The organism is Paenibacillus sp. Lou8.1 (genome assembly GCF_024213565.1).
Taxonomy (GTDB): domain Bacteria; phylum Bacillota; class Bacilli; order Paenibacillales; family Paenibacillaceae; genus Paenibacillus; species Paenibacillus polymyxa_B.
Map to the genome: position 1 here is coordinate 35247 of NZ_JANAVN010000025.1, position 20524 is coordinate 55770.

36 protein-coding genes are annotated in these 20524 nt (G+C 44.7%); all 36 read left to right on the top strand.

What is annotated here, in order from left to right:
- Nucleotides 1-12: 12 nt before the first annotated feature.
- The 36 genes from tuf to NLX78_RS25805 all read left to right on the top strand — a co-directional run bounded on the left by tuf (nucleotide 13) and on the right by NLX78_RS25805 (nucleotide 20516).
- On the top strand, nucleotides 13-1203 hold the full coding sequence (gene tuf, locus NLX78_RS25630) for an elongation factor Tu (RefSeq protein ID WP_023990558.1): 1191 nt from the start codon (nucleotides 13-15) through the stop codon (nucleotides 1201-1203).
- Nucleotides 1204-1542: 339 nt separating this feature from the next.
- Nucleotides 1543-1851: a 30S ribosomal protein S10 gene (gene rpsJ / locus NLX78_RS25635; protein ID WP_005544556.1), complete on the top strand. Its 309-nt coding sequence runs from the start codon at nucleotides 1543-1545 to the stop codon at nucleotides 1849-1851.
- Between the two features lie 32 nt (nucleotides 1852-1883).
- On the top strand, nucleotides 1884-2507 hold the full coding sequence (rplC, locus tag NLX78_RS25640) for a 50S ribosomal protein L3 (RefSeq protein WP_013312161.1): 624 nt from the start codon (nucleotides 1884-1886) through the stop codon (nucleotides 2505-2507).
- A 26-nt stretch (nucleotides 2508-2533) separates the two neighbouring features.
- Nucleotides 2534-3157, top strand: a complete 624-nt coding sequence (rplD, locus tag NLX78_RS25645) for a 50S ribosomal protein L4 (RefSeq protein ID WP_013312160.1) — start codon at nucleotides 2534-2536, stop codon at nucleotides 3155-3157.
- Complete coding sequence (rplW, locus tag NLX78_RS25650) at nucleotides 3157-3447, top strand: 50S ribosomal protein L23 (protein ID WP_013312159.1); 291 nt, start codon at nucleotides 3157-3159, stop codon at nucleotides 3445-3447. Before rplD ends, rplW begins: the two co-directional genes overlap by 1 nt.
- Before the next feature lie 30 nt (nucleotides 3448-3477).
- Nucleotides 3478-4308, top strand: a complete 831-nt coding sequence (gene rplB, locus NLX78_RS25655) for a 50S ribosomal protein L2 (RefSeq protein ID WP_013312158.1) — start codon at nucleotides 3478-3480, stop codon at nucleotides 4306-4308.
- 72 nt (nucleotides 4309-4380) lie between these two features.
- Entirely contained in the window at nucleotides 4381-4659 is a 279-nt protein-coding gene (gene rpsS / locus NLX78_RS25660; RefSeq protein WP_007432579.1) for a 30S ribosomal protein S19, read from the top strand.
- A gap of 36 nt (nucleotides 4660-4695) precedes the next feature.
- A complete protein-coding gene (gene rplV, locus NLX78_RS25665; RefSeq protein ID WP_013312157.1) occupies nucleotides 4696-5028 on the top strand; it encodes a 50S ribosomal protein L22 in 333 nt (110 codons plus the stop codon).
- Between the two features lie 13 nt (nucleotides 5029-5041).
- Nucleotides 5042-5707: a 30S ribosomal protein S3 gene (gene rpsC, locus NLX78_RS25670; RefSeq protein ID WP_013312156.1), complete on the top strand. Its 666-nt coding sequence runs from the start codon at nucleotides 5042-5044 to the stop codon at nucleotides 5705-5707.
- 2 nt (nucleotides 5708-5709) lie between these two features.
- Nucleotides 5710-6144, top strand: coding sequence for a 50S ribosomal protein L16 (gene rplP / locus NLX78_RS25675; RefSeq protein ID WP_007432576.1), 435 nt, complete (start codon nucleotides 5710-5712; stop codon nucleotides 6142-6144).
- Nucleotides 6134-6331: a 50S ribosomal protein L29 gene (rpmC, locus tag NLX78_RS25680; RefSeq protein WP_007432575.1), complete on the top strand. Its 198-nt coding sequence runs from the start codon at nucleotides 6134-6136 to the stop codon at nucleotides 6329-6331. Before rplP ends, rpmC begins: the two co-directional genes overlap by 11 nt.
- 50 nt (nucleotides 6332-6381) lie before the next feature.
- On the top strand, nucleotides 6382-6645 hold the full coding sequence (gene rpsQ / locus NLX78_RS25685; RefSeq protein ID WP_007432574.1) for a 30S ribosomal protein S17: 264 nt from the start codon (nucleotides 6382-6384) through the stop codon (nucleotides 6643-6645).
- Nucleotides 6646-6679: 34 nt separating this feature from the next.
- Entirely contained in the window at nucleotides 6680-7048 is a 369-nt protein-coding gene (rplN, locus tag NLX78_RS25690) for a 50S ribosomal protein L14 (RefSeq protein WP_007432573.1), read from the top strand.
- A gap of 36 nt (nucleotides 7049-7084) precedes the next feature.
- Nucleotides 7085-7438: a 50S ribosomal protein L24 gene (gene rplX, locus NLX78_RS25695; protein WP_013312155.1), complete on the top strand. Its 354-nt coding sequence runs from the start codon at nucleotides 7085-7087 to the stop codon at nucleotides 7436-7438.
- Between the two features lie 31 nt (nucleotides 7439-7469).
- Entirely contained in the window at nucleotides 7470-8015 is a 546-nt protein-coding gene (gene rplE / locus NLX78_RS25700) for a 50S ribosomal protein L5 (RefSeq protein ID WP_007432571.1), read from the top strand.
- A gap of 76 nt (nucleotides 8016-8091) precedes the next feature.
- A complete protein-coding gene (locus NLX78_RS25705; protein ID WP_010348808.1) occupies nucleotides 8092-8277 on the top strand; it encodes a type Z 30S ribosomal protein S14 in 186 nt (61 codons plus the stop codon).
- A gap of 32 nt (nucleotides 8278-8309) precedes the next feature.
- Nucleotides 8310-8708, top strand: coding sequence for a 30S ribosomal protein S8 (gene rpsH / locus NLX78_RS25710; protein ID WP_007432570.1), 399 nt, complete (start codon nucleotides 8310-8312; stop codon nucleotides 8706-8708).
- A gap of 33 nt (nucleotides 8709-8741) precedes the next feature.
- Nucleotides 8742-9284, top strand: a complete 543-nt coding sequence (gene rplF / locus NLX78_RS25715) for a 50S ribosomal protein L6 (RefSeq protein ID WP_013312152.1) — start codon at nucleotides 8742-8744, stop codon at nucleotides 9282-9284.
- Nucleotides 9285-9399: 115 nt separating this feature from the next.
- Nucleotides 9400-9768: a 50S ribosomal protein L18 gene (gene rplR, locus NLX78_RS25720; protein WP_007432568.1), complete on the top strand. Its 369-nt coding sequence runs from the start codon at nucleotides 9400-9402 to the stop codon at nucleotides 9766-9768.
- 27 nt (nucleotides 9769-9795) lie between these two features.
- A complete protein-coding gene (rpsE, locus tag NLX78_RS25725) occupies nucleotides 9796-10293 on the top strand; it encodes a 30S ribosomal protein S5 (protein ID WP_013312151.1) in 498 nt (165 codons plus the stop codon).
- Between the two features lie 12 nt (nucleotides 10294-10305).
- Nucleotides 10306-10491, top strand: coding sequence for a 50S ribosomal protein L30 (rpmD, locus tag NLX78_RS25730; protein WP_013312150.1), 186 nt, complete (start codon nucleotides 10306-10308; stop codon nucleotides 10489-10491).
- A gap of 43 nt (nucleotides 10492-10534) precedes the next feature.
- On the top strand, nucleotides 10535-10975 hold the full coding sequence (gene rplO, locus NLX78_RS25735) for a 50S ribosomal protein L15 (protein ID WP_013312149.1): 441 nt from the start codon (nucleotides 10535-10537) through the stop codon (nucleotides 10973-10975).
- Nucleotides 10975-12273 carry a preprotein translocase subunit SecY gene (gene secY, locus NLX78_RS25740; protein ID WP_061831397.1) on the top strand — a complete coding sequence of 433 codons (1299 nt, stop codon included), beginning with the start codon at nucleotides 10975-10977 and terminating at the stop codon, nucleotides 12271-12273. Before rplO ends, secY begins: the two co-directional genes overlap by 1 nt.
- A gap of 90 nt (nucleotides 12274-12363) precedes the next feature.
- Nucleotides 12364-13008 carry an adenylate kinase gene (locus tag NLX78_RS25745; RefSeq protein WP_061831398.1) on the top strand — a complete coding sequence of 215 codons (645 nt, stop codon included), beginning with the start codon at nucleotides 12364-12366 and terminating at the stop codon, nucleotides 13006-13008.
- Between the two features lie 5 nt (nucleotides 13009-13013).
- Complete coding sequence (locus NLX78_RS25750) at nucleotides 13014-13553, top strand: M24 family metallopeptidase (protein ID WP_254351864.1); 540 nt, start codon at nucleotides 13014-13016, stop codon at nucleotides 13551-13553.
- A gap of 9 nt (nucleotides 13554-13562) precedes the next feature.
- Nucleotides 13563-13871, top strand: a complete 309-nt coding sequence (locus NLX78_RS25755) for a KOW domain-containing RNA-binding protein (RefSeq protein WP_013312145.1) — start codon at nucleotides 13563-13565, stop codon at nucleotides 13869-13871.
- 2 nt (nucleotides 13872-13873) lie between these two features.
- The gene (gene infA / locus NLX78_RS25760; RefSeq protein WP_006212898.1) at nucleotides 13874-14089 is read left to right on the top strand and encodes a translation initiation factor IF-1; all 216 of its coding nucleotides are present in this window, start codon (nucleotides 13874-13876) and stop codon (nucleotides 14087-14089) included.
- 118 nt (nucleotides 14090-14207) lie between these two features.
- Nucleotides 14208-14321: a 50S ribosomal protein L36 gene (gene rpmJ / locus NLX78_RS25765; protein ID WP_003333770.1), complete on the top strand. Its 114-nt coding sequence runs from the start codon at nucleotides 14208-14210 to the stop codon at nucleotides 14319-14321.
- A 21-nt stretch (nucleotides 14322-14342) separates the two neighbouring features.
- Nucleotides 14343-14711: a 30S ribosomal protein S13 gene (gene rpsM, locus NLX78_RS25770; protein ID WP_007432560.1), complete on the top strand. Its 369-nt coding sequence runs from the start codon at nucleotides 14343-14345 to the stop codon at nucleotides 14709-14711.
- Nucleotides 14712-14730: 19 nt separating this feature from the next.
- Nucleotides 14731-15126: a 30S ribosomal protein S11 gene (gene rpsK, locus NLX78_RS25775; RefSeq protein WP_013312144.1), complete on the top strand. Its 396-nt coding sequence runs from the start codon at nucleotides 14731-14733 to the stop codon at nucleotides 15124-15126.
- 135 nt (nucleotides 15127-15261) lie between these two features.
- Complete coding sequence (locus NLX78_RS25780; RefSeq protein WP_007432558.1) at nucleotides 15262-16206, top strand: DNA-directed RNA polymerase subunit alpha; 945 nt, start codon at nucleotides 15262-15264, stop codon at nucleotides 16204-16206.
- A 34-nt stretch (nucleotides 16207-16240) separates the two neighbouring features.
- Nucleotides 16241-16606, top strand: coding sequence for a 50S ribosomal protein L17 (gene rplQ, locus NLX78_RS25785; RefSeq protein ID WP_013312143.1), 366 nt, complete (start codon nucleotides 16241-16243; stop codon nucleotides 16604-16606).
- Between the two features lie 151 nt (nucleotides 16607-16757).
- Entirely contained in the window at nucleotides 16758-17543 is a 786-nt protein-coding gene (gene truA / locus NLX78_RS25790) for a tRNA pseudouridine(38-40) synthase TruA (RefSeq protein WP_061831400.1), read from the top strand.
- A gap of 183 nt (nucleotides 17544-17726) precedes the next feature.
- Nucleotides 17727-18164: a 50S ribosomal protein L13 gene (gene rplM / locus NLX78_RS25795; protein WP_013312141.1), complete on the top strand. Its 438-nt coding sequence runs from the start codon at nucleotides 17727-17729 to the stop codon at nucleotides 18162-18164.
- A 20-nt stretch (nucleotides 18165-18184) separates the two neighbouring features.
- Nucleotides 18185-18577 (top strand): 30S ribosomal protein S9, encoded by a 393-nt coding sequence (gene rpsI, locus NLX78_RS25800; protein ID WP_013312140.1) that lies wholly within the window; start codon nucleotides 18185-18187, stop codon nucleotides 18575-18577.
- A 1246-nt stretch (nucleotides 18578-19823) separates the two neighbouring features.
- Nucleotides 19824-20516: a phosphoadenylyl-sulfate reductase gene (locus tag NLX78_RS25805; RefSeq protein ID WP_013312138.1), complete on the top strand. Its 693-nt coding sequence runs from the start codon at nucleotides 19824-19826 to the stop codon at nucleotides 20514-20516.
- Nucleotides 20517-20524: the final 8 nt, after the last annotated feature.

Here is a 20524-nt window from a genome sequence, read left to right on the forward strand (position 1 = left end):
GGAATTGTTCAAATGGCAAAGGCTAAGTTTGAACGTAACAAACCGCACGTTAATATCGGTACTATTGGTCACGTCGATCATGGTAAAACTACTTTGACTGCTGCAATCACAACTGTATTGTCCAAAACTTACGGTGGTGCTGCTGTAGCATTCGATCAAATCGATAAAGCTCCAGAAGAGCGCGAACGCGGTATCACAATCTCCACTGCACACGTGGAATATGAAACACCTAACCGTCACTATGCACACGTTGACTGCCCAGGTCACGCCGACTATGTTAAAAACATGATCACTGGCGCTGCACAAATGGACGGAGCGATCCTGGTTGTATCCGCAGCTGACGGCCCAATGCCGCAAACTCGTGAGCACATCCTGTTGTCCCGCCAAGTTGGTGTTCCTTACATCGTTGTATTCCTGAACAAATGCGACATGGTTGAAGACGAAGAGTTGCTGGAATTGGTTGAAATGGAAGTTCGCGACTTGCTGAGCGAGTATGACTTCCCAGGCGACGACACTCCAATCACTCGCGGTTCCGCTCGTGAAGCACTGCAAAACCCAGATGGCGACTGGGCTAAGAAAATCGTTGAAATGTTCGAAACAATCGACACTTACATCCCAACTCCAGAACGCGACACTGACAAGCCTTTCCTTATGCCTGTCGAGGACGTATTCTCCATCACTGGTCGTGGTACAGTTGCTACAGGCCGTGTAGAGCGTGGTACAGTTAAAGTGGGCGACGAAATCGAAATCATCGGTATTCAAGAAGAATCCCGTAAATCCGTAGTAACAGGCGTAGAAATGTTCCGTAAATTGCTTGATTCCGCTCAAGCTGGTGACAACATCGGCGCACTGCTTCGCGGTGTAGATCGTGCACAAATCGAGCGTGGCCAAGTATTGGCTAAACCAGGTTCTGTTAACCCACATACAGAATTTTCTGCTCAAATCTACGTTTTGACTAAAGAAGAAGGCGGACGTCACAAACCTTTCTTCACTGGTTACCGTCCACAGTTCTACTTCCGTACAACTGACGTAACTGGTATCATTACTTTGCCAGAAGGCTCTGAAATGGTAATGCCTGGTGACAACATCACGGTTACTGTTCAACTGATCAACCCGATCGCAATCGAAGAAGGAACTAAGTTCTCTATTCGTGAAGGTGGACGTACAGTTGGCGCTGGTGCCGTAGCAACAATCTCCAAATAAGAAGGCTTTAGCCTTTAAATAGAGCAACAGTGTACTGTAACGAGTAACATTGTATTGGAACGAAGCTAAACGAGCCCCTGCCCTGGTGCGGGGGCTTTTCTCTTGAAAAAAATTGCGAGCTGCGAGCACAACTGTATCTTTTGAAAATAAGATGCATTGTTTTTTCGTTTTTGCTTGCAATAGGCAGAACTATTCGATATAATAACTAATGTTGTTTGTGACTGTGCGATGATGTGAGAGGTTACTGACACACCCGGCCCCTTTGCCATGGGAGGGCTGTCGGAAAATTTTCACGGAGTATGTCCGATACCAAATTGGGCGATAGAAGGAGGGACTAAAATGGCAAAGCAAAAAATTCGTATTCGTTTGAAAGCTTACGATCATAGAATTCTTGATCAATCCGCTGAGAAAATTGTTGAAACAGCTAAACGTTCGGGCGCAGGTGTATCCGGGCCAATTCCGCTGCCAACTGAAAAACAAATCATTACTATTCTCCGTGCGGTACACAAGTACAAGGATTCCCGGGAACAGTTCGAAATGCGCACACACAAGCGTTTGATCGACATTGTTAACCCGACTCCACAAACTGTGGATGCCTTGATGCGCTTGGACCTGCCGTCCGGTGTAGATATCGAAATTAAATTGTAATATGTAATTAGGAAAAGAAATGAGGTGTCAACATGAAAGGTATCTTAGGAAAAAAACTCGGAATGACTCAAGTGTTTACCCCTGAAGGTAACGTACTTGCTGTTACGGTTATCGAAGCAGGTCCTTGTGTTGTTCTGCAAAAGAAAGATCTGGAAAACGATGGATACGAAGCTATTCAACTCGGTTTCTCTGATAAGAAAGAAAAAAGATCCAACAAACCTGAAGCAGGACATGCGAAAAAAGCAAATACTGCACCTAAGCGCTACGTTCGTGAACTTCGTGGCATCGACCTTGCTGCGTACGAGGTTGGCCAAGAACTGAAGGCTGATGTCTTCACAGAAGGCGAGTTCGTTGACGTAACAGGTATTTCTAAAGGTAAAGGTTTTGCCGGCGTTATCAAACGTTGGGGACAAAGCCGCGGACCAATGGCACACGGATCGCGTTACCACAGAGGTCCAGGTTCTATGGGTTCCATTCAAGCTAACCGCGTTCCTAAAGGTAAACACCTTCCAGGACACATGGGGCATGAAACGGTAACGATCCAACGTCTTGAAGTTGTTAAGATCGATACAGAACGTAATGTATTGCTCGTGAAAGGTTCCATTCCAGGACCTAAAAATAGCTTCGTTAAAGTATTAGAAACGGTGAAAAAATAAACAACTGAAGAAAGGAGGAACACGAAATGCCAAAAGTAGCACTATTTAATATTAGCGGCAGCCAAGTTGGTGAAATTGAATTGAACGACGCAGTGTTCGGTATCGAGCCGAATAAGCACGTTCTTCATGACGCTGTTGTTATGCAATTGGCTTCCCTGCGTCAAGGTACTCACAAAGTAAAAGGACGTTCTGAAGTACGCGGTGGCGGACGTAAACCTTGGAAACAAAAAGGTACTGGCCGCGCTCGTCAAGGTTCGATCCGTGCACCGCAATGGGTTGGTGGCGGTACTGTATTCGGTCCGACTCCACGCAGCTATGCTTACAAATTGCCTAAAAAAGTTCGTCGTCTGGCGATCAAATCGGCGTTGTCATCCAAAGTGATTGAGAATGAAATTATCGTATTGGACGCTCTTACACTGAACGGACCTAAAACGAAAGAATTCGCAGCCATTTTGAATAACCTTAAAGCTGATCGTAAAGCATTGATTGTAGCTCCTAGCTATGATGATAATGTAGCACTGTCCGCTCGTAATATTCCTGGTGTGAAGTTTGTAGCCGCAGACGGCATTAATGTTCTTGATGTGCTCGGACACGACAAACTGATCATTACGAAGGAAGCAGTTCAGAAGGTAGAGGAGGTGCTCGCGTAATGAAGGATCCTCGTGATATTATCAAACGTCCGGTTATCACCGAACGTACGGCTGGTATGATGAATGACTTGAAATACGTTTTCGAGGTTGACATTCGTTCTAACAAAGTCGAAGTTAAAAAAGCAATCGAAGCCATTTTTAACGTGAAAGTAAGTAACGTAAATACGCTTCGTGTTCCTGCAAAACCAAAACGCTACGGACGTCATTCCGGCTATACGAGCGAGTGGAAAAAAGCGTTCGTAACGCTGAGCAAAGACAGTAAGCCGCTTGAGTTTTTTGAAACGGTATAATTGAAACTGTAAAGTAAGGAGGGAAACTCAGTGCCAATTAAAAAGTATAAACCAACGTCCCCGGCCAGACGTGCTATGTCTGTATCTACTTTCGAGGAGATTACAACTAATCAGCCCGAGAAATCGTTGCTGGCACCTCTGAGCAAGCAAGCTGGACGCAATAACCAAGGTAAAATTACAGTTCGTCATCAAGGCGGCGGACACAAACGTAAATACCGTATTATTGACTTCAAACGTAACAAAGATGGAATACCGGGCCGCGTTGCTACGATCGAATATGATCCAAACCGTACGTCCAACATCGCACTTATCCACTATGTGGATGGTGAAAAACGTTACATCATCGCTCCTAAAGGTCTGAAAGTAGGAGACGAAGTGGTATCCGGTGCAGGTTCCGATATCAAAATCGGTAACTCCTTACCATTGGAAAACATTCCAGTAGGTACGGTTATCCACAACATCGAATTGAAACCGGGTAAAGGTGGCCAACTCGTTCGCGCCGCTGGTACGGAAGCCCAGCTTCTTGGTAAAGAAGAAAAGTATGTTACAATTCGTTTGACTTCTGGTGAAGTTCGCCGCATTCTGAAAGTTTGCCGCGCTACAATCGGTTCTGTAGGTAACGAAGACCACGAACTGGTGAAGATCGGTAAAGCTGGTCGTAGTCGCTGGTTGGGACAACGTCCTGAAGTTCGCGGTGTTGTAATGAACCCTAACGATCACCCACACGGTGGTGGTGAAGGTCGCGCTCCAATCGGACGTAAATCTCCAATGTCTCCATGGGGTAAACCAACCCTTGGTTACAAGACGCGTAAAAAAGGTAAAGCATCTGATAAGTACATCGTTCGTCGTCGTACTAAGTAATAAAACGTGCGCTTAAGTCGCACGTTAACATATTAAGGAACGACTACGTTTTAACGAAGGGAGGATTCATAAATGGGTCGCAGTCTCAAAAAAGGACCATTCATTGATGGTTACCTGTTGAAAAAAGTAGAGGTTTTGAACGAGTCGGACAAAAAAGTGGTAATCAAAACTTGGTCCCGTCGCTCTACGATTTTCCCACAATTTATCGGACATACGTTTGGTGTATATGATGGTCGTAAACACGTGCCAGTATACGTAACGGAAGATATGGTCGGACACAAATTGGGCGAATTTGCTCCAACACGTACGTACAAAGGCCATACGGATGACGATAAGAAAACAAGAAGATAATCAACACAGCGTAGTGTTTGAGAGGAGGTAAACTCAATGGAAGCAAAAGCACATGCTAAGTCCGTACGGATTTCTGCTCGCAAAGTGAAACTTGTTATCGATTTGATTCGCGGTAAGCAGGTTGGTGAGGCGATCGCAATTCTTCGTCACACTCCAAAGTCCGCTTCTCCAGTCGTTGAGAAATTGTTGAATTCTGCGATTGCAAATGCAGATCACAACTACTCTTTGGACGTAAATAAATTGGTAGTATCTCAGGTTTTTGTAAACCAAGGTCCTACAATGAAACGATTCCGCCCGCGTGCAATGGGTCGTGCAAGTCGCATCAACAAACGCACCAGTCATATTACTCTGGTGGTATCTGAAAAATAAGGAGGGAAAACGTGTGGGCCAAAAGGTAAATCCCGTCGGACTCCGAATCGGTATTATCCGTGATTGGGAATCCAAATGGTATGCAGGCAAAGATTTCGGTGATCTTTTGCTGGAAGACGTTAGAATTCGTGAACATCTGAAAAAAAGATTGAAAGACTCCGCTGTATCCCGTGTTGAAATCGAGAGAGCAGCTAACCGTGTCAACGTAACGATTCACACTGCGAAACCAGGTATGGTTATCGGTAAGGGTGGTTCCGAAGTTGAAAATCTGCGTAATGAAATTACTAAAATCGCAGGCGGTAAAAAGGTACACATCAATATTTCTGAAATTAAAAATCCTGAACTGGATGCAATTCTGGTTGCTGAAAGCATTGCACAACAATTGGAACGTCGTGTTTCTTTCCGTCGTGCTTTGAAACAAGCAATTCAAAGAACTATGCGTTCCGGAGCAAAAGGAATTAAAACTCAAGTAGGCGGACGTCTTGGCGGTGCCGAAATCGCTCGTTCCGAAGGGTACAGCGAAGGAACTGTTCCACTGCATACGCTTCGTGCCGACATTGACTATGGTACAGCGGAAGCTCATACTACTTACGGTCGTCTTGGCGTAAAAGTATGGATCTATCGTGGAGAGGTTCTTCCTCCAGCTAAGAAACAAGCTCCTCAGGAAGGAGGCAACTAATCATGTTGGTACCAAAACGCGTAAAACATCGTAAACAACAACGTGGTCATATGAAGGGTCGTGCAAAAGGCGGTACTACACTGAACTTTGGTGAGTACGGTTTGCAAGCTACTGAACCTGCATGGATTACTAACCGTCAAATCGAAGCTGCTCGTATTGCGATGACTCGTTACATCAAACGTGGTGGTAAGGTTTGGATTAAAATTTTCCCTGACAAACCAATTACTCAGAAGCCTCTTGAGGTTCGTATGGGTAGTGGTAAAGGTAACGTAGAAAAATGGGTTGCAGTAGTGAAACCAGGCAAGATTATGTTCGAACTTGCTGGTGTTCCGGAAGAGATTGCTCGTGAAGCAATGCGTCTTGCCGCTCACAAACTGCCAATCAAAACTAAGTTTGTGAAACGTGAAGAATTGGGTGGTGAAGCAAATGAAGGCTAGTGAATTCCGCAACCTAACCACTGCTGAAATCGAACAAAAGATCTCCGGTTTTAAAGAAGAACTTTTCAACCTTCGTTTTCAACTCGCTACCGGTCAGCTTGATAACCCGACTCGGATCGGCGCTGTGCGTAAGGAAATTGCTCGTGCTAAAACTGTGATCCGTGAAAGAGAACTTGGGATTAGCTAAGATATCAGACCGGGTGGAAAATCCGCCTGTAATTAGGAAGGAGGCCAACAATGAGCGAACGTAATGCCCGTAAAGTATTAGTCGGTAAAGTAGTCAGCGACAAAATGGATAAAACGATTGTGATTGCTGTAGAAACTTACAAAAAACATGATCTCTACCATAAACGCATTAAAGTAACTAAGAAATTCAAAGCTCATGATGAAAACAACACCGCACAAATTGGTGATACTGTTAAAATCATGGAAACTCGCCCTTTGTCCAAAGACAAAAACTGGAGACTGGTCGAAATCGTTGAAAAAGCTGTTATAATCTAATGTAGTGTAGTTTTTCCGAAAGGAGGATAAATAAATGATTCAACCATTTACACGTTTGACTGTAGCTGACAATTCCGGCGCGAAGGAACTGATGTGTATCCGTGTGCTCGGTGGTACGGGGCGTCGTACAGCTCAAATTGGTGACCTGATCGTTTGTTCCGTAAAACAAGCAACACCAGGCGGCGTTGTCAAAAAGGGTGATGTAGTAAGAGCGGTTGTTGTTCGTACTAAACGTTCTATCCGCCGTAAAGACGGTTCCTACATCGGATTTGACGAAAACGCAGCAGTGGTCGTTAAAGAAGACAAGAGCCCACGTGGTACTCGTATTTTCGGACCAGTTGCTCGCGAACTTCGTGACAAGGACTTCATGAAAATCGTTTCCTTGGCTCCGGAAGTGATCTAAACTCACCTTAAAATGTGCCCGTAGGAGGTGTACGAAATGCCAAAAGTGAAAAAAGTTCTGGAATCCCATAACAACAAGCTGCACGTCAAAAAAGACGACACTGTTCTGGTGATTACAGGTAAAGATAAAGGTAAAAAAGGTCGCGTTATCGCTGCTTACCCTCGTCAAAACCGTGTGCTTGTGGAAGGTGTTAACATGATTAAAAAACACCAAAAGCCTAATCAGTTGAATCCACAAGGCGGCATCATCGAGAAAGAAGCTCCGATTCACGTTTCCAACGTTATGCACATTGATCCGAAGAGCGGAAAAGTAACCCGTGTTGGTTACAAAGTTTTGGATAACGGAAAAAAAGTGCGCATTGCAAAACGTTCTGGCGAAGTGATCGACTAATTATTTTTTGAAGAAAGGAGGTATATGATTCATGGCTACAACAAGAATGAAAGAACGTTTCTTGAAAGAAATCACTCCTGCTTTGATGCAGAAGTTCAACTATACAACAGTGATGCAAGTGCCTAAAATCGAGAAAGTTGTAATCAACATGGGTGTTGGCGACGCAGTCCAAAACTCCAAAGTACTTGATTCAGCTCTCAACGACATGCAGCTGATCGCTGGTCAAAAACCAGTAATCACTCGCGCAAAAAAATCTATTGCAGGTTTTAAATTGCGTGAAAACATGCCGATCGGTGTAAAGGTAACACTTCGTGGCGAGCGTATGTATTATTTCTTGGACAAATTGTTCAACATTACTCTTCCTCGCGTACGTGACTTCCATGGTGTATCGACAAAAGCTTTTGACGGACGTGGTAACTACACGCTTGGTCTGAAAGAACAGTTGATCTTCCCGGAAATCGAGTATGATCAAGTTGATAAAGTTCGTGGTATGGACATCGTTATCGTAACGACTGCCAAAACTGACGAAGAGTCCCGTGAGCTTCTGACTCAGCTGGGCATGCCTTTCGCAAAATAATGTTGGCATAACGTTTCGGGCGTCTGATTTTAAAGACACCCTGTTCTCCGAAACTATTTAGGAGGTGTCAGGCTAAGTGGCAAAAACTTCAATGAAAGTCAAACAACAACGCGCACCAAAGTTTAAAGTTCGTGCTTACACTCGTTGCGAGCGTTGTGGTCGTCCACATTCGGTACTGCAAAAGTTTAAGATCTGCAGAATTTGCTTCCGTGAATTAGCTTATAAAGGCCAGATTCCTGGCGTGAAAAAAGCAAGCTGGTAAAAAGTCCTGTTTGGGAAGGAGGTTTATACACAATGACTATGTCTGATCCAATTGCAGATATGCTTACTCGTATTCGTAACGCGAACACAGTTCGTCACGAAACAGTAGAAATGCCTGCATCTACAATGAAAAAACAAATCGCCGACATCCTGAAACGTGAAGGATTCATTCGTGATGCGGAATTTGTTGAAGATAGCAAACAAGGGATCATCCGTATTTTCTTGAAATACGGTGCAAACAACGAGCGTGTTATTACAGGTTTGAAAAGAATCAGTAAACCAGGTCTTCGCGTTTACACGAAGAGCAATGAGATTCCACGCGTACTGGGTGGACTCGGGATCGCAATCATTTCAACATCCAAAGGTATCATGACTGACAAAGAAGCGCGTCAGTCCAAAGCCGGCGGAGAAGTTGTTTGCTACGTTTGGTAAGATAACGTTTAAAAGATAGGAGGTGCAACAGATATGTCCCGTATTGGTCGTAAACCAATCACAGTACCAAGTGGTGTTGACGTGACTTTGAACAACACAGCAATCACAGTTAAAGGTCCTAAAGGAACATTGACTCGTGAGCTTCATAAAGACATGTCCGTTACTGTGGAAAACAATGAAATTAATGTAGTTCGTCCTTCGGACAACAAACTTCACCGCTCTTTGCATGGAACAACCCGCAGCGTTGTCAACAACATGGTAAGTGGTGTAACTGAAGGGTTTTCAAAATCTCTGGAGCTGGTTGGGGTCGGATATCGTGCAAGCAAATCCGGAGATAAAATCGTTCTGAACGTTGGATACTCTCACCCGGTTGAAATCACACCGGAAGCGGGCATCGAATTCGAAGTTCCTTCGAACACTAAAATCATCGTTCGCGGAATTGATAAAGAGCGTGTAGGTGCCTACGCTGCTAAAATTCGTTCCGTTCGTGAACCTGAACCGTACAAAGGTAAAGGGATTAAATACGAAGGCGAGCGCATCATTCGTAAAGAAGGTAAAGCCGGTAAGAAGAAATAAGTTTCTTACCGACTTTGTGCGGTCTTTCTGCTGGAAAGACTTCGTACTTCTTTTTTACCCAGTGCGTCTTAGTATAAAGTTTTAAAAGGCAAACTGAAGGGAGTGAAAACTTGAGATGATTACAAAACAAGATAAAAATAAAGCACGTGTCAGAAGACATCTGCGTGTACGTAAGAAAATCGAAGGTACGGCTGTACGTCCTCGTTTGAACGTGTTCCGTTCTTCCAAGCATATCTACGCACAACTGATTGATGATGTAGCTGGTGTAACATTAGTATCTGCATCCACTATGGATAAAGAACTGAGCAGCGAAATCAAAAACGGCGGTAGTGTAGAAGCAGCTCGTAAAGTTGGCGAACTCGTTGCTAAACGTGCGAAAGAAAAAGGTCATGCTAACATCGTATTTGACCGTGGTGGATACTTGTATCATGGACGGATTCAAGCTTTGGCTGATGCAGCTCGCGAAGCAGGCCTTGAATTCTAAGACATTTCTCAAAAGGAGGTTAACGACTTGCGTGTAGATCCGAATACTTTGGAACTGACTGAAAGAGTAGTAAATATTAATCGTGTAGCTAAAGTTGTCAAAGGCGGACGCCGTTTCAGCTTCAGTGCTCTGGTAGTAGTGGGCGACGGCAACGGCTGGGTAGGCGCTGGAATCGGTAAAGCTGGCGAAGTACCTGATGCAATTCGCAAAGGTATTGAAGATGCTAAGAAAAACCTGGTTCACGTTCCACTCGTAGGAACAACAATTCCTCACCTTGTTACAGGTAAGTTCGGTGCTGGCCGGGTTCTGTTGAAACCGGCATCGGAAGGTACTGGAGTTATCGCTGGTGGTCCGGTTCGTGCTGTACTGGAACTTGCTGGTGTAGGTGATATCTTGACAAAATCTTTGGGTTCTTCGAATTCCATGAATATGGTCAATGCGACTTTGGAAGGTTTGTCCCGCTTGAAACGCGCTGAAGAAGTTGCAAAATTGCGCGGCAAATCCATCGAAGAGCTGCTGGGCTAAGGAGGGAATATCATGGCGAAATTAGAAATTACCCTCGTTCGTTCGTTGATCGGCCGTCCTGGTAATCAGAGAACGACTGTTAAAACGCTCGGCTTGCGTAAAATCAACCATAAAGTAGTTCAACCCGACAATGCAGCTATTCGCGGGATGATTAATCAAGTTAGCCATTTGGTTTCTGTTAAAGAAATTGAGGCTTAAGAAATAAAGTATTTTAACAATAATCAAGGAGGTGCAACGAACGATGAAGTTACATGAGCTTTCCCCAGCTCCAGGCTCCCGCAAAGAACGTAAACGTTTGGGTCGTGGTCCTAGTAGCGGTACGGGTAAAACTTCTGGTCGTGGTCATAAAGGTCAAAACGCTCGTTCCGGCGGTGGTGTACGTCCGGGCTTCGAGGGTGGTCAAAACCCACTGTATCGTCGCTTGCCTAAACGCGGTTTCGTAAATCCTACTCGTAAAGAGTATGCGGTTTTGAATATCGAAGATTTGAACAGTTTTGCAGCGGGTACAGAAGTAAGCCCTGAGTTTTTGCTGAACAATGGCATTGTGAAAAACGCCAAATCCGGAATTAAAATTCTGGGTAACGGTGAAATCACTGTGAAGTTGACAGTTAAAGCGAACAAGTTCTCTCAATCTGCGGTAGAGAAAATTGAAGCTGCCGGCGGTAAAACCGAGGTGATCTAATGTTCAAGACCCTGAAAAATATATGGCGGGTTGAGGATCTTAGAACCCGAATCCTGTTTACCCTGTTTATACTCTTTGTATATCGTATTGGCTCCTTCGTGCCGGTTCCCGGCGTGAACAAGCAAGTCTTTACTTCTCAGGATCAGGCAGGAAGCGAGTTGTTTGGACTCCTTAACACCTTCTCAGGGGGCGCATTGTATCAGTTTTCGATCTTCGCCCTCGGGATTATGCCATATATTACAGCGTCCATCATTGTACAGTTGCTGTCAATGGACGTGATTCCGAAACTTGCGGAATGGGCTAAACAAGGAGAGCATGGTAAAAAGAAGTTGGCTCAAATTACGCGTTATGGTACGGTAATACTTGGCCTGATTCAAGCATTCGGAACGTCGATTGGCTTTAATCGACTGTACGGTGCAGCGATGATTCCAGGAGCCACTTTTGCAGATTATCTGGTTATTGCCATTGTGCTTACAGCAGGAACTACGTTCCTTATGTGGCTCGGTGAGCAAATTACTGAAAAGGGAATCGGCAATGGTATCTCTATTGTTATCTTCGCAGGGATTGCGGCGGGTATTCCAAGACATATTCGGACGGTTGTAGAATCTCAGTTTATTCAGGCAGATCAGCTGTTTATGAATATTCTGAAGGCAATTATAATTGCCCTGGTGATTGTTCTGATTATTGTTGGTGTTATCTACATCCAGCAAGGTATTCGGAAAATCCCGGTACAATACGCGAAACGTGTAGTTGGCAACAAAATGTACGGTGGCCAGAATACGCATATTCCGATGAAAATTAATGCGGCAGGCGTTATTCCGGTAATCTTTGCGGTATCATTGCTGCAATTCCCGACAATTATTGCGAGTTTCTGGGCAGATCATGCTTGGGCTAAGTGGATTACCACTTACTTGTACTATGACAAGCCGCTGGGCATGGTTTTGTATGTCGTAATGATTATCGGTTTCACATTCTTCTATACCTTTGTACAGATGAATCCGCAGCAAATGGCCGACAATATGAAGAAGAACGGCGGTTATATTCCGGGAATTCGCCCGGGTAAGGCCACGGAGAAATACTTGACACGAGTAATGTCACGTTTGACAATGACAGGAGCTTTGTTTCTGGCAGTCATATCCGTTTTGCCGGTATTCTTCGGTTCGCTTTCGGGCTTGCCTCGTTCCGTGCAAATTGGCGGTACTTCATTGCTCATCATCATTGGTGTAGCATTGGATACAATGAAGCAAATCGAAAGCCAACTGATCAAACGCCATTACAAAGGCTTCATCAACAAATAGGCAATAGGTACCGGCTTAGGATGTTCGCATGCTTACCGGCACCTTTTGTGCTGTTTCTTGTGTAGGGGTCGTCTTGAGGAGTGACAGATTGTGAATATTTTGATCATGGGCCCTCCGGGGGCTGGTAAAGGTACACAAGCAGATGTCATTGTGAAGGAATTCGGCATTCCTCATATCTCGACAGGTGATGCTTTTCGCCTAGCGATGAAACAGGGAACACCTATTGGCATTAAAGCTAAAGAATATATCGACAAGGGTGAACTTGTTCCGGATGACGTAACAATCGGTATCGTTGAAGAACGGCTACAACAGCCAGATTGCAAGAAAGGGTTCTTGCTGGACGGTTTTCCAAGAACTTTGGCTCAAGCTGAAGCCTTGGATCAAATTTTGGGTCGTTTGAATACGAAGCTAGATGACGTCATCAACTTGAAAGTGGATAGTGACAACTTGTTGGCACGAATCACAGGACGGCGGGTTTGTAAAAGCTGCGGAACTAGCTATCATATTGTCTTTAATCCTCCTAAGGTTGAAGGCATTTGCGATAAAGACGGTGGGGAACTCTATCAGCGTCCTGACGATAATGAAGATAGCGTAAGAACACGACTTGAAGAATATAGTAATAAAACAGCACCACTCCTCACGTTTTATGAGAACCAGAATCTTCTGCGTCATATTGACGGAGAACAGGATATTGATGTGGTTTCCCAAAATATCGTGTCCTTGTTGCGGGGTTAGCTGTAATGATCATTTGCAAGTCGGGGACGGAATCAAGCTTAATGAGGAACGCTAAGAGAATAGATACGGAGACGGATCATCTCTTGGCAGGACACATCGAGCCCGGTATTACGACCGGTGAACTTGATCATTTAGCTGATCGGTATATTCGCAGTCAGGGAGCTGTGCCGTCTTTTAAAGGTTATAACGGTTTTCCTGCTAGCATTTGCGCTTCAGTCAACGAACAACTGGTGCACGGATTTCCCGGCAAACGCAAGTTAAACAAAGGCGATATCATCGCGAAAACTCGCCAGTTTACAATGTCGCATGCCATTCGGCAATATATTGAGAATCCAAACCGTGGTATTCCTGAGCAGGGGCCGAGGCTGAAAACCGGCATTGAGCTGGCTATTGAATCTATGATTCAGATAGGTTCTCACCATGTAGGGACGCTGGAAGACAACTGGACGGTCGTTACGATGAACGTAACCTCATGTGCTCATAACGAGCAAGCGGTGACGTGCGAAACGGGCGGCATGGACATTTTCACGAAACTGAGTGCGTAGGTGATTGGAATGATTCAGCAAGGAAACCTGCAAATCGGTCAGCTGGTGAAGATTCTGAAGGGCAGAGGTGCCGGACAGATTGCGGTTGTCGTTTCAGTAGCAGATAGCAGGTTTGTATATATTGCGGATGGGGATAAACGAAAGTTTGATCAAGCGAAGAAGAAAAATGTTCTTCATTTGGTGCCTCAGCCAAAGATTAGTAGCGAGATTGTAAACAGTTTAAACGAAAGCGGTCGGGTGACGAACGGAAAGCTGCGCCATGCAGTGAAAACTTTCCTGGACTCGTCCGAATACCAAGCTGAAGAGAAAGGAGACTGACTTTGGCCAAAGAAGATGTCATTGAGGTTGAAGGTACGGTAATCGAGCCACTACCGAACGCTACGTTCAAGGTAGAGCTGGAGAACGGTCATCAAATTCTTGCTCATGTTTCCGGAAAGCTGCGGATGCACTTTATCCGTATTTTGACAGGCGACAAGGTGGTTGTACAGTTATCGCCTTACGATTTAACCAAAGGCCGTATAACGTACCGCAAGTAATTCATGCAGGTTTTTATTAAACGTATGTCATTTAAAAAAACTTGTTTTGCTCGGCAAAACGATGTGAATGTTCACGAAGCGAGTTTTACCAGGGTAAAGCTTGGAGGAGGTAATCAACATGAAGGTAAGACCTTCTGTAAAACCTATTTGCGAAAAATGCAAAGTCATTCGCCGCAAAGGGAATGTAATGGTTATTTGCGAAAATCCGAAACACAAACAAAAACAAGGTTAATAGAAGGGGGTGTAGCGTAAAATGGCTCGTATAGCTGGTGTGGATTTGCCACGTGACAAACGCGTTGAGATCGCCTTGACTTACATTTTCGGAATCGGTAAAACGACTTCTCAGAAAATCTTGAAGGAAACAGGCATCAGTGCAAACACGCGTGTTCGTGATTTGACTGAAGATGAAGTGAGCAAATTACGTGAAACGATCGACAAAGAAGTTAAAGTAGAAGGCGATCTGCGTCGTGAAATTTCCTTGAATATTAAACGTCTGACTGAGATTGGCTGCTACCGTGGTGTTCGTCACCGTCGTGGATTGCCTGTTCGCGGACAACGTACTAAAACTAATGCTCGTACCCGTAAAGGTCCTCGTCGGACTGTAGCGAACAAAAAGAAATAAGAAGGGAGGATAACATTCAATGGCTAAACCGAAAAAAGTTGTACGTACAAAACGCCGTGACCGTAAAAATATCGAGACTGGCGTGGCACACATCCGTTCCACGTTCAACAACACGATCGTTACGATCACAGATCCACACGGTAACGCAATCTCTTGGGCCAGCTCAGGCGGCATGGGATTCCGTGGTTCCCGTAAATCTACTCCATTCGCAGCACAAATGGCCGCAGAAACTGCTGCTAAAGCTGCTATGGAACACGGCATGAAAACTGTCGAAGTCATGGTTAAAGGACCTGGTGCAGGTCGCGAAGCAGCAATTCGCTCTTTGCAAGCTGCTGGTTTGGAAGTTAACCTGATTAAAGACGTAACTCCGGTACCTCATAACGGATGCCGTCCTCCAAAACGTCGTCGCGTCTAATGAGATTTCTCCTCTGCGTGTAGTATAGATCCGGCACAAACTGCCAAGAATGGATGTTTAGGTATACTGCATGATAGACTATGGATAAGGTGAATGTTTCATATAGGAGCGACGTTTTGAAGGAGGGATATTGCAGTGATAGAAATCGAAAAGCCGAAAATTGAGACGGTTGACGTCAATGATGATGGCACCTATGGAAAATTCGTAGTAGAACCGCTGGAACGCGGATACGGTACGACGTTGGGTAACTCGCTTCGCCGTATTCTGTTATCCTCGTTACCGGGGGCAGCAGTCACATCGGTTCAGATCGATGGGGTTCTGCACGAGTTTGCAACGGTTCCCGGTGTGAAGGAAGACGTAACGGAGATCATTCTGAACTTGAAAGCTTTATCGCTTAAAATCCACTCGGATGAAGAGAAAGTACTCGAAATCGATGCGGAAGGCGAAGGAGTTGTAACGGCAGGAGATATCCGTGCGGATAGTGATGTGGAAATTCTTAATCCGGATCTTCACATTGCTACGCTCGGACCGGGTTCGAGACTTCACATGCGTATTTTTGCCAATCGCGGTCGCGGTTACGTTAAGCAGGATCGGAACAAACGTGATGACCAGCCGATCGGCGTCATTCCCGTCGACTCCATCTACACTCCGATTGCACGCGTGAACTACGGCGTAGAAAATACGCGTGTCGGCCAGGTTACGAATTACGACAAGCTGACACTTGAGGTTTGGACTGACGGAAGTATTCGTCCCGAGGAAGCAGTGAGCCTTGGAGCCAAAATTTTGACCGAGCATGTGATGTTGTTCGTGGGTCTCACGGACGAGGCAAAAGATGCTGAAATTATGGTTGAAAAAGAAGAAGACAAGAAAGAAAAAGTTCTTGAAATGACGATCGAAGAGCTGGATCTCTCCGTCCGTTCCTATAACTGCCTTAAGCGCGCTGGTATCAATACGGTACAAGAACTCACGACTAAATCTGAAGAAGATATGATGAAGGTCCGTAACTTGGGTCGCAAATCTTTGGAAGAAGTACAAGAGAAGCTTGAGGAACTTGGTTTAGGACTTCGTACGGAAGAATAGTACAGCAACGTTTTTGTGAAGGAGGGGAAATTACATGGCATACCAAAAATTGGGCCGTAACTCCAGTGCCCGTAAAGCTTTGTTTCGTGATTTGGTAACCGATCTGTTCTTGTATGAGCGTATCCAAACTACTGAGGCTAAAGCGAAAGAAGTTCGTTCTATTGCTGAAAAACTGATCACCAAAGCGAAAAAAGGAGATCTGCACGCACGTCGTCAAGTGGCTGCGTTCGTTCGCCGTGAAACTTTGGATGGTGAGCAGGATGCAATCCAAAAGCTGTTTAGCGAATTGGCTACACGTTACACTGAGCGTCCAGGTGGATACACTCGTATCTTGAAATTGGGACCTCGTCGTGGCGACGCCGCTCCAATGGTATATCTGGAATTGGTTGACCGCGCGTAGACAGGCGAAGATGAGGGAAGGGTGGACAGAATCGGCTTGATTCTGAACAACCCTTTTTTTCTCTTGGAGGAGTCCTTGAGGGGCTTCTCCTTTGTTATGTTCGGTTATTCCTTGTAAGGCCAGAGACTACCCCTATAAAGGTGTGAGAAACATGCGGAACTTGTGCATGAAGGTGAACTATGACGGAACCCACTATGATGGCTTTCAGACGCAGCCTGACGGTAACACCATTCAGGACTGCCTTGAACATGCTATTTACTCATTGACGGGCGAGCGTCTTAAAATTACAGGCTCAGGCCGTACAGATGCAGGTGTACATGCATACGGGCAGGTATTCAATTTTCACACTGAATCGCCGATTCCGTTACAGCGCTGGTGTCTGGCACTTAATGCCTGGTTGCCTCGTGATATCATCGTTACGGATGCGAGAGAGGTGCCACTGTCCTTTCATGCACGCCGCATGGCGAAGCGGAAGACATATCGGTACAGCATTAATGCGAACCGGTTTCCGGACATCTTTCACCGTCGTACACAGGCCCATCATCCAACGAGACTGGATGTAAGAGCGATGGAGGAAGGGTTGGCTCATTTAGTGGGCACCTTTGACTATACTTCGTTCGCATCTCGACGTTCCCAAAAGACGAATCATGTTCGCACTATTTACGAAGCCTATATGACAGTAGACCATTCCTTTTCACGTCCGGGCTCGGATGATCAGGGAATTATCCATACTTATATTACAGGTAGCGGATTTTTACAGCACATGGTTCGGATTATTATGGGTACTTTGCTGGAAGTGGGAGAAGGCAAAAAATCGTCGGATGATATTCCTTCCATTTTGGAGGCGAAAAATCGTTCAAAGGCTGGACCTACGGCCGTTGGACACGCTTTAACGCTCTGGAATGTAGAGTACGACGAAAACATCAAAAAACATTGATTTTACCCTTGCGGAATTGATGGTTATCCTGTAATATAAAAGTTGTGTTTTCTTAATGGCTTTCCCACAGCCCCAATTAAGATAATCACTTTAAATTAACATCTAATCCATCAATAATGCAGCAACTTAACGAACGAAGATAAATGATGATTTCTGTTAACGAACTTAAGGAGGATACTTTTCATGCGTACTACGTATATGGCGAAGCCAAATGAAGTTGAGCGCAACTGGCACATCATTGATGCCGAAGGTAAAACGCTCGGCCGTCTGGCAAGCGAAGCGGCTGCGTTGATTCGCGGCAAACACAAGCCACAATTTACACCACATGTGGACACAGGTGATTTTGTTGTTGTAATCAATGCGGAAAAAATCGTATTGACCGGTAAAAAAATGGAGAACAAGAAATACTACCGTCACTCCCTGCATCCGGGTGGTCTGAAAGTAACGGTTGCACAAGAAATGGTTAAGAACAAGCCTGAGCGCATGTTGGAATTGGCTGTTCACGGTATGCTTCCTAAAACTCGTCAAGGCGAGAAAATGAAGCTGAGACTTAAAGCTTACAGAGGCACTGAGCATCCACATGCAGCACAAAAACCTGAAGTTTACGAACTTCGCGGATAATTAAAAGGGAGGACAGTTTCATGGCACAAGTACAATACTATGGGACAGGTCGTCGTAAACATTCGGTAGCTCGTGTTCGTCTCGTACCGGGTGAAGGACGCATTGTCATCAATAAGCGTGATATTAATGAATATTTTGGTTTGGAAACTCTCAAACTGATCGTAAAACAACCACTGAACCTGACAGAAACAGTTGGCAGCTATGACGTACTCGTTATCGCTCATGGTGGTGGTATCTCTGGTCAAGCCGGCGCAATTCGCCACGGTATTTCCCGTGCTCTGTTGAAAGCAGATCCGGAATTCCGTCCAGCTTTGAAAAAAGCAGGCTTCTTGACTCGTGACCCACGTATGAAAGAACGTAAAAAGTACGGTCTCAAAGCCGCTCGTCGTGCACCACAGTTCTCGAAACGTTAATATTTCGAATACAGAAGAACCTTTTCCTTATGGAAAGGGTTCTTTTTTATTTAGTCATTTCCTGATCATTATCCACATGTGGATAAGTAGATCTACTCTAAAAGTTACAAGCTTCAGCATGTTTCAGCGAATACATAAATAACTGCATGCAAATGCACGGAATACGAAAAGTTATCAACGATGGAATTGAAGATGATATTGTTATACACAAATACAGTTTGCTATTTCAACGCAGTTTATTCTGTAATGTTTATAACCTGTGACTAAAAATATAATGTTCGGCTATTCAATATAGCCTCATCTTAATATTCTCTGCTAAGTGCTGTTTCACGAGGATACTTTGCTTTCACTTGTTTATGTAAAGTCCTCCTTGATATGTTCTGGCTGGCACTGTCTATGCCTCTTGTACAGCTGTTTTGGGCGTAGCTAGGGATACGGCAAGGAATACCCCTTTTTATTTGTGTGAACGGAGCAGAAGGACGGTCCTTAGCCTAGCAGTGTCCGCTTCCTAGGCTACTGCAATTGCAACGGCGATGTACATGTTACTGGTAATAGAAATAGTCTACACAGCAATCGCTCCAAACTATAACCGGGAGCCCGTGTATTGTCCGACTGTCTACCCTCATAAAATCGCCCTTCATTGATGACAGGCTTTAAATAGGCTTCCAGTAGCGATAAGAGTCTTGCTTGTGTTCAGTGATCAATTCCTTGGGAATTGCCGCTACGAGCGCTTTAGGATTGAATAGAGGTATACTAAGAGTTCAGCGCGCAGTCATTCCTTTTATAATTTTCAGAATGAAGGCATCGCTGACGCCAGAGCTCCAGAATAGTAGAGTGAAACCTAAAGTCATTTTCAATTCCCTCGGTTAGCATCCTTCGATAATCTTAGATTTAGAAACGATGCTTGCTTTCTTCTACAGATGGTTCTTGCTTGATCAAAGCAACCCAAAGCTGTTCAGCATTACCGATGGCTGCCGCGCACTGGGCCTATGGGCCATTTTTCAAATGTTTGGTATAAGAATATTTTATATAAAGTCAATGAACTTGATTGGATACGCAAGAAAGCATTAAAGAATGCTGACAGAGCAACATTCCTGCAAATTTAGGTGGATAAATGCTTGCATCAGGGCATTTTGCGGTGGATTGACAATGATTGTGAAAGTTTTATACTGTATTTAATCTTATTAGTTTAGTCGGTATTGGAGTGACACTTATTTATGAATCTTCATATGGAGGCGCATTGATAATGAATTTATTGGAGAAAGAAGCGTTGATTAGAGTCAAGGCAATTGAACTGGAAGAGGCTACGCCAGAGGAAATTATCCAGTATGCTGTTCTTACATTTCCCAATCTTACCTTTGCTTGTAGCTTCGGAGCAGAAGATGTAGTACTAGTAGATATGCTTCAAAAAATTAGCCCTTCCACCGACATTTTTTACTTGGACACCGACTTTCATTTTCAAGAAACTTATGATACGCGAGATCAGATGAAAGCCAGATATAACTTGGATTTTGTTAGGGTCTCTCCCTTAATTACTCCTGAAGAGCAAGCGGCTGAGCATGGAGAGGAACTGTGGAAAACAGATCCAAACACATGTTGTGGTATACGCAAAGTTGAGCCGCTGACACGTATTTTGTCACAATACGATGCATGGATTACCGGTATTCGCCGGGATCAGGCCCCTACCCGTGCGAATTCAAAAAAGGTAGAGTATGACGAAAAGTTTGGACTCGTTAAATTTAACCCCTTGGCAAGCTGGACATCCGAGGATGTATGGAACTATATCCGTACTCATGAAGTGCTGTATAATCCATTGCATGACCGCAATTATCCCAGTATTGGTTGTGAGCAATGTACCCGTGAGGTCCTACCAGGTGAAGATCCTCGTGCAGGTCGCTGGTCAGGTAATGAGAAAACGGAGTGCGGGCTCCATCAATAAAATGGTAT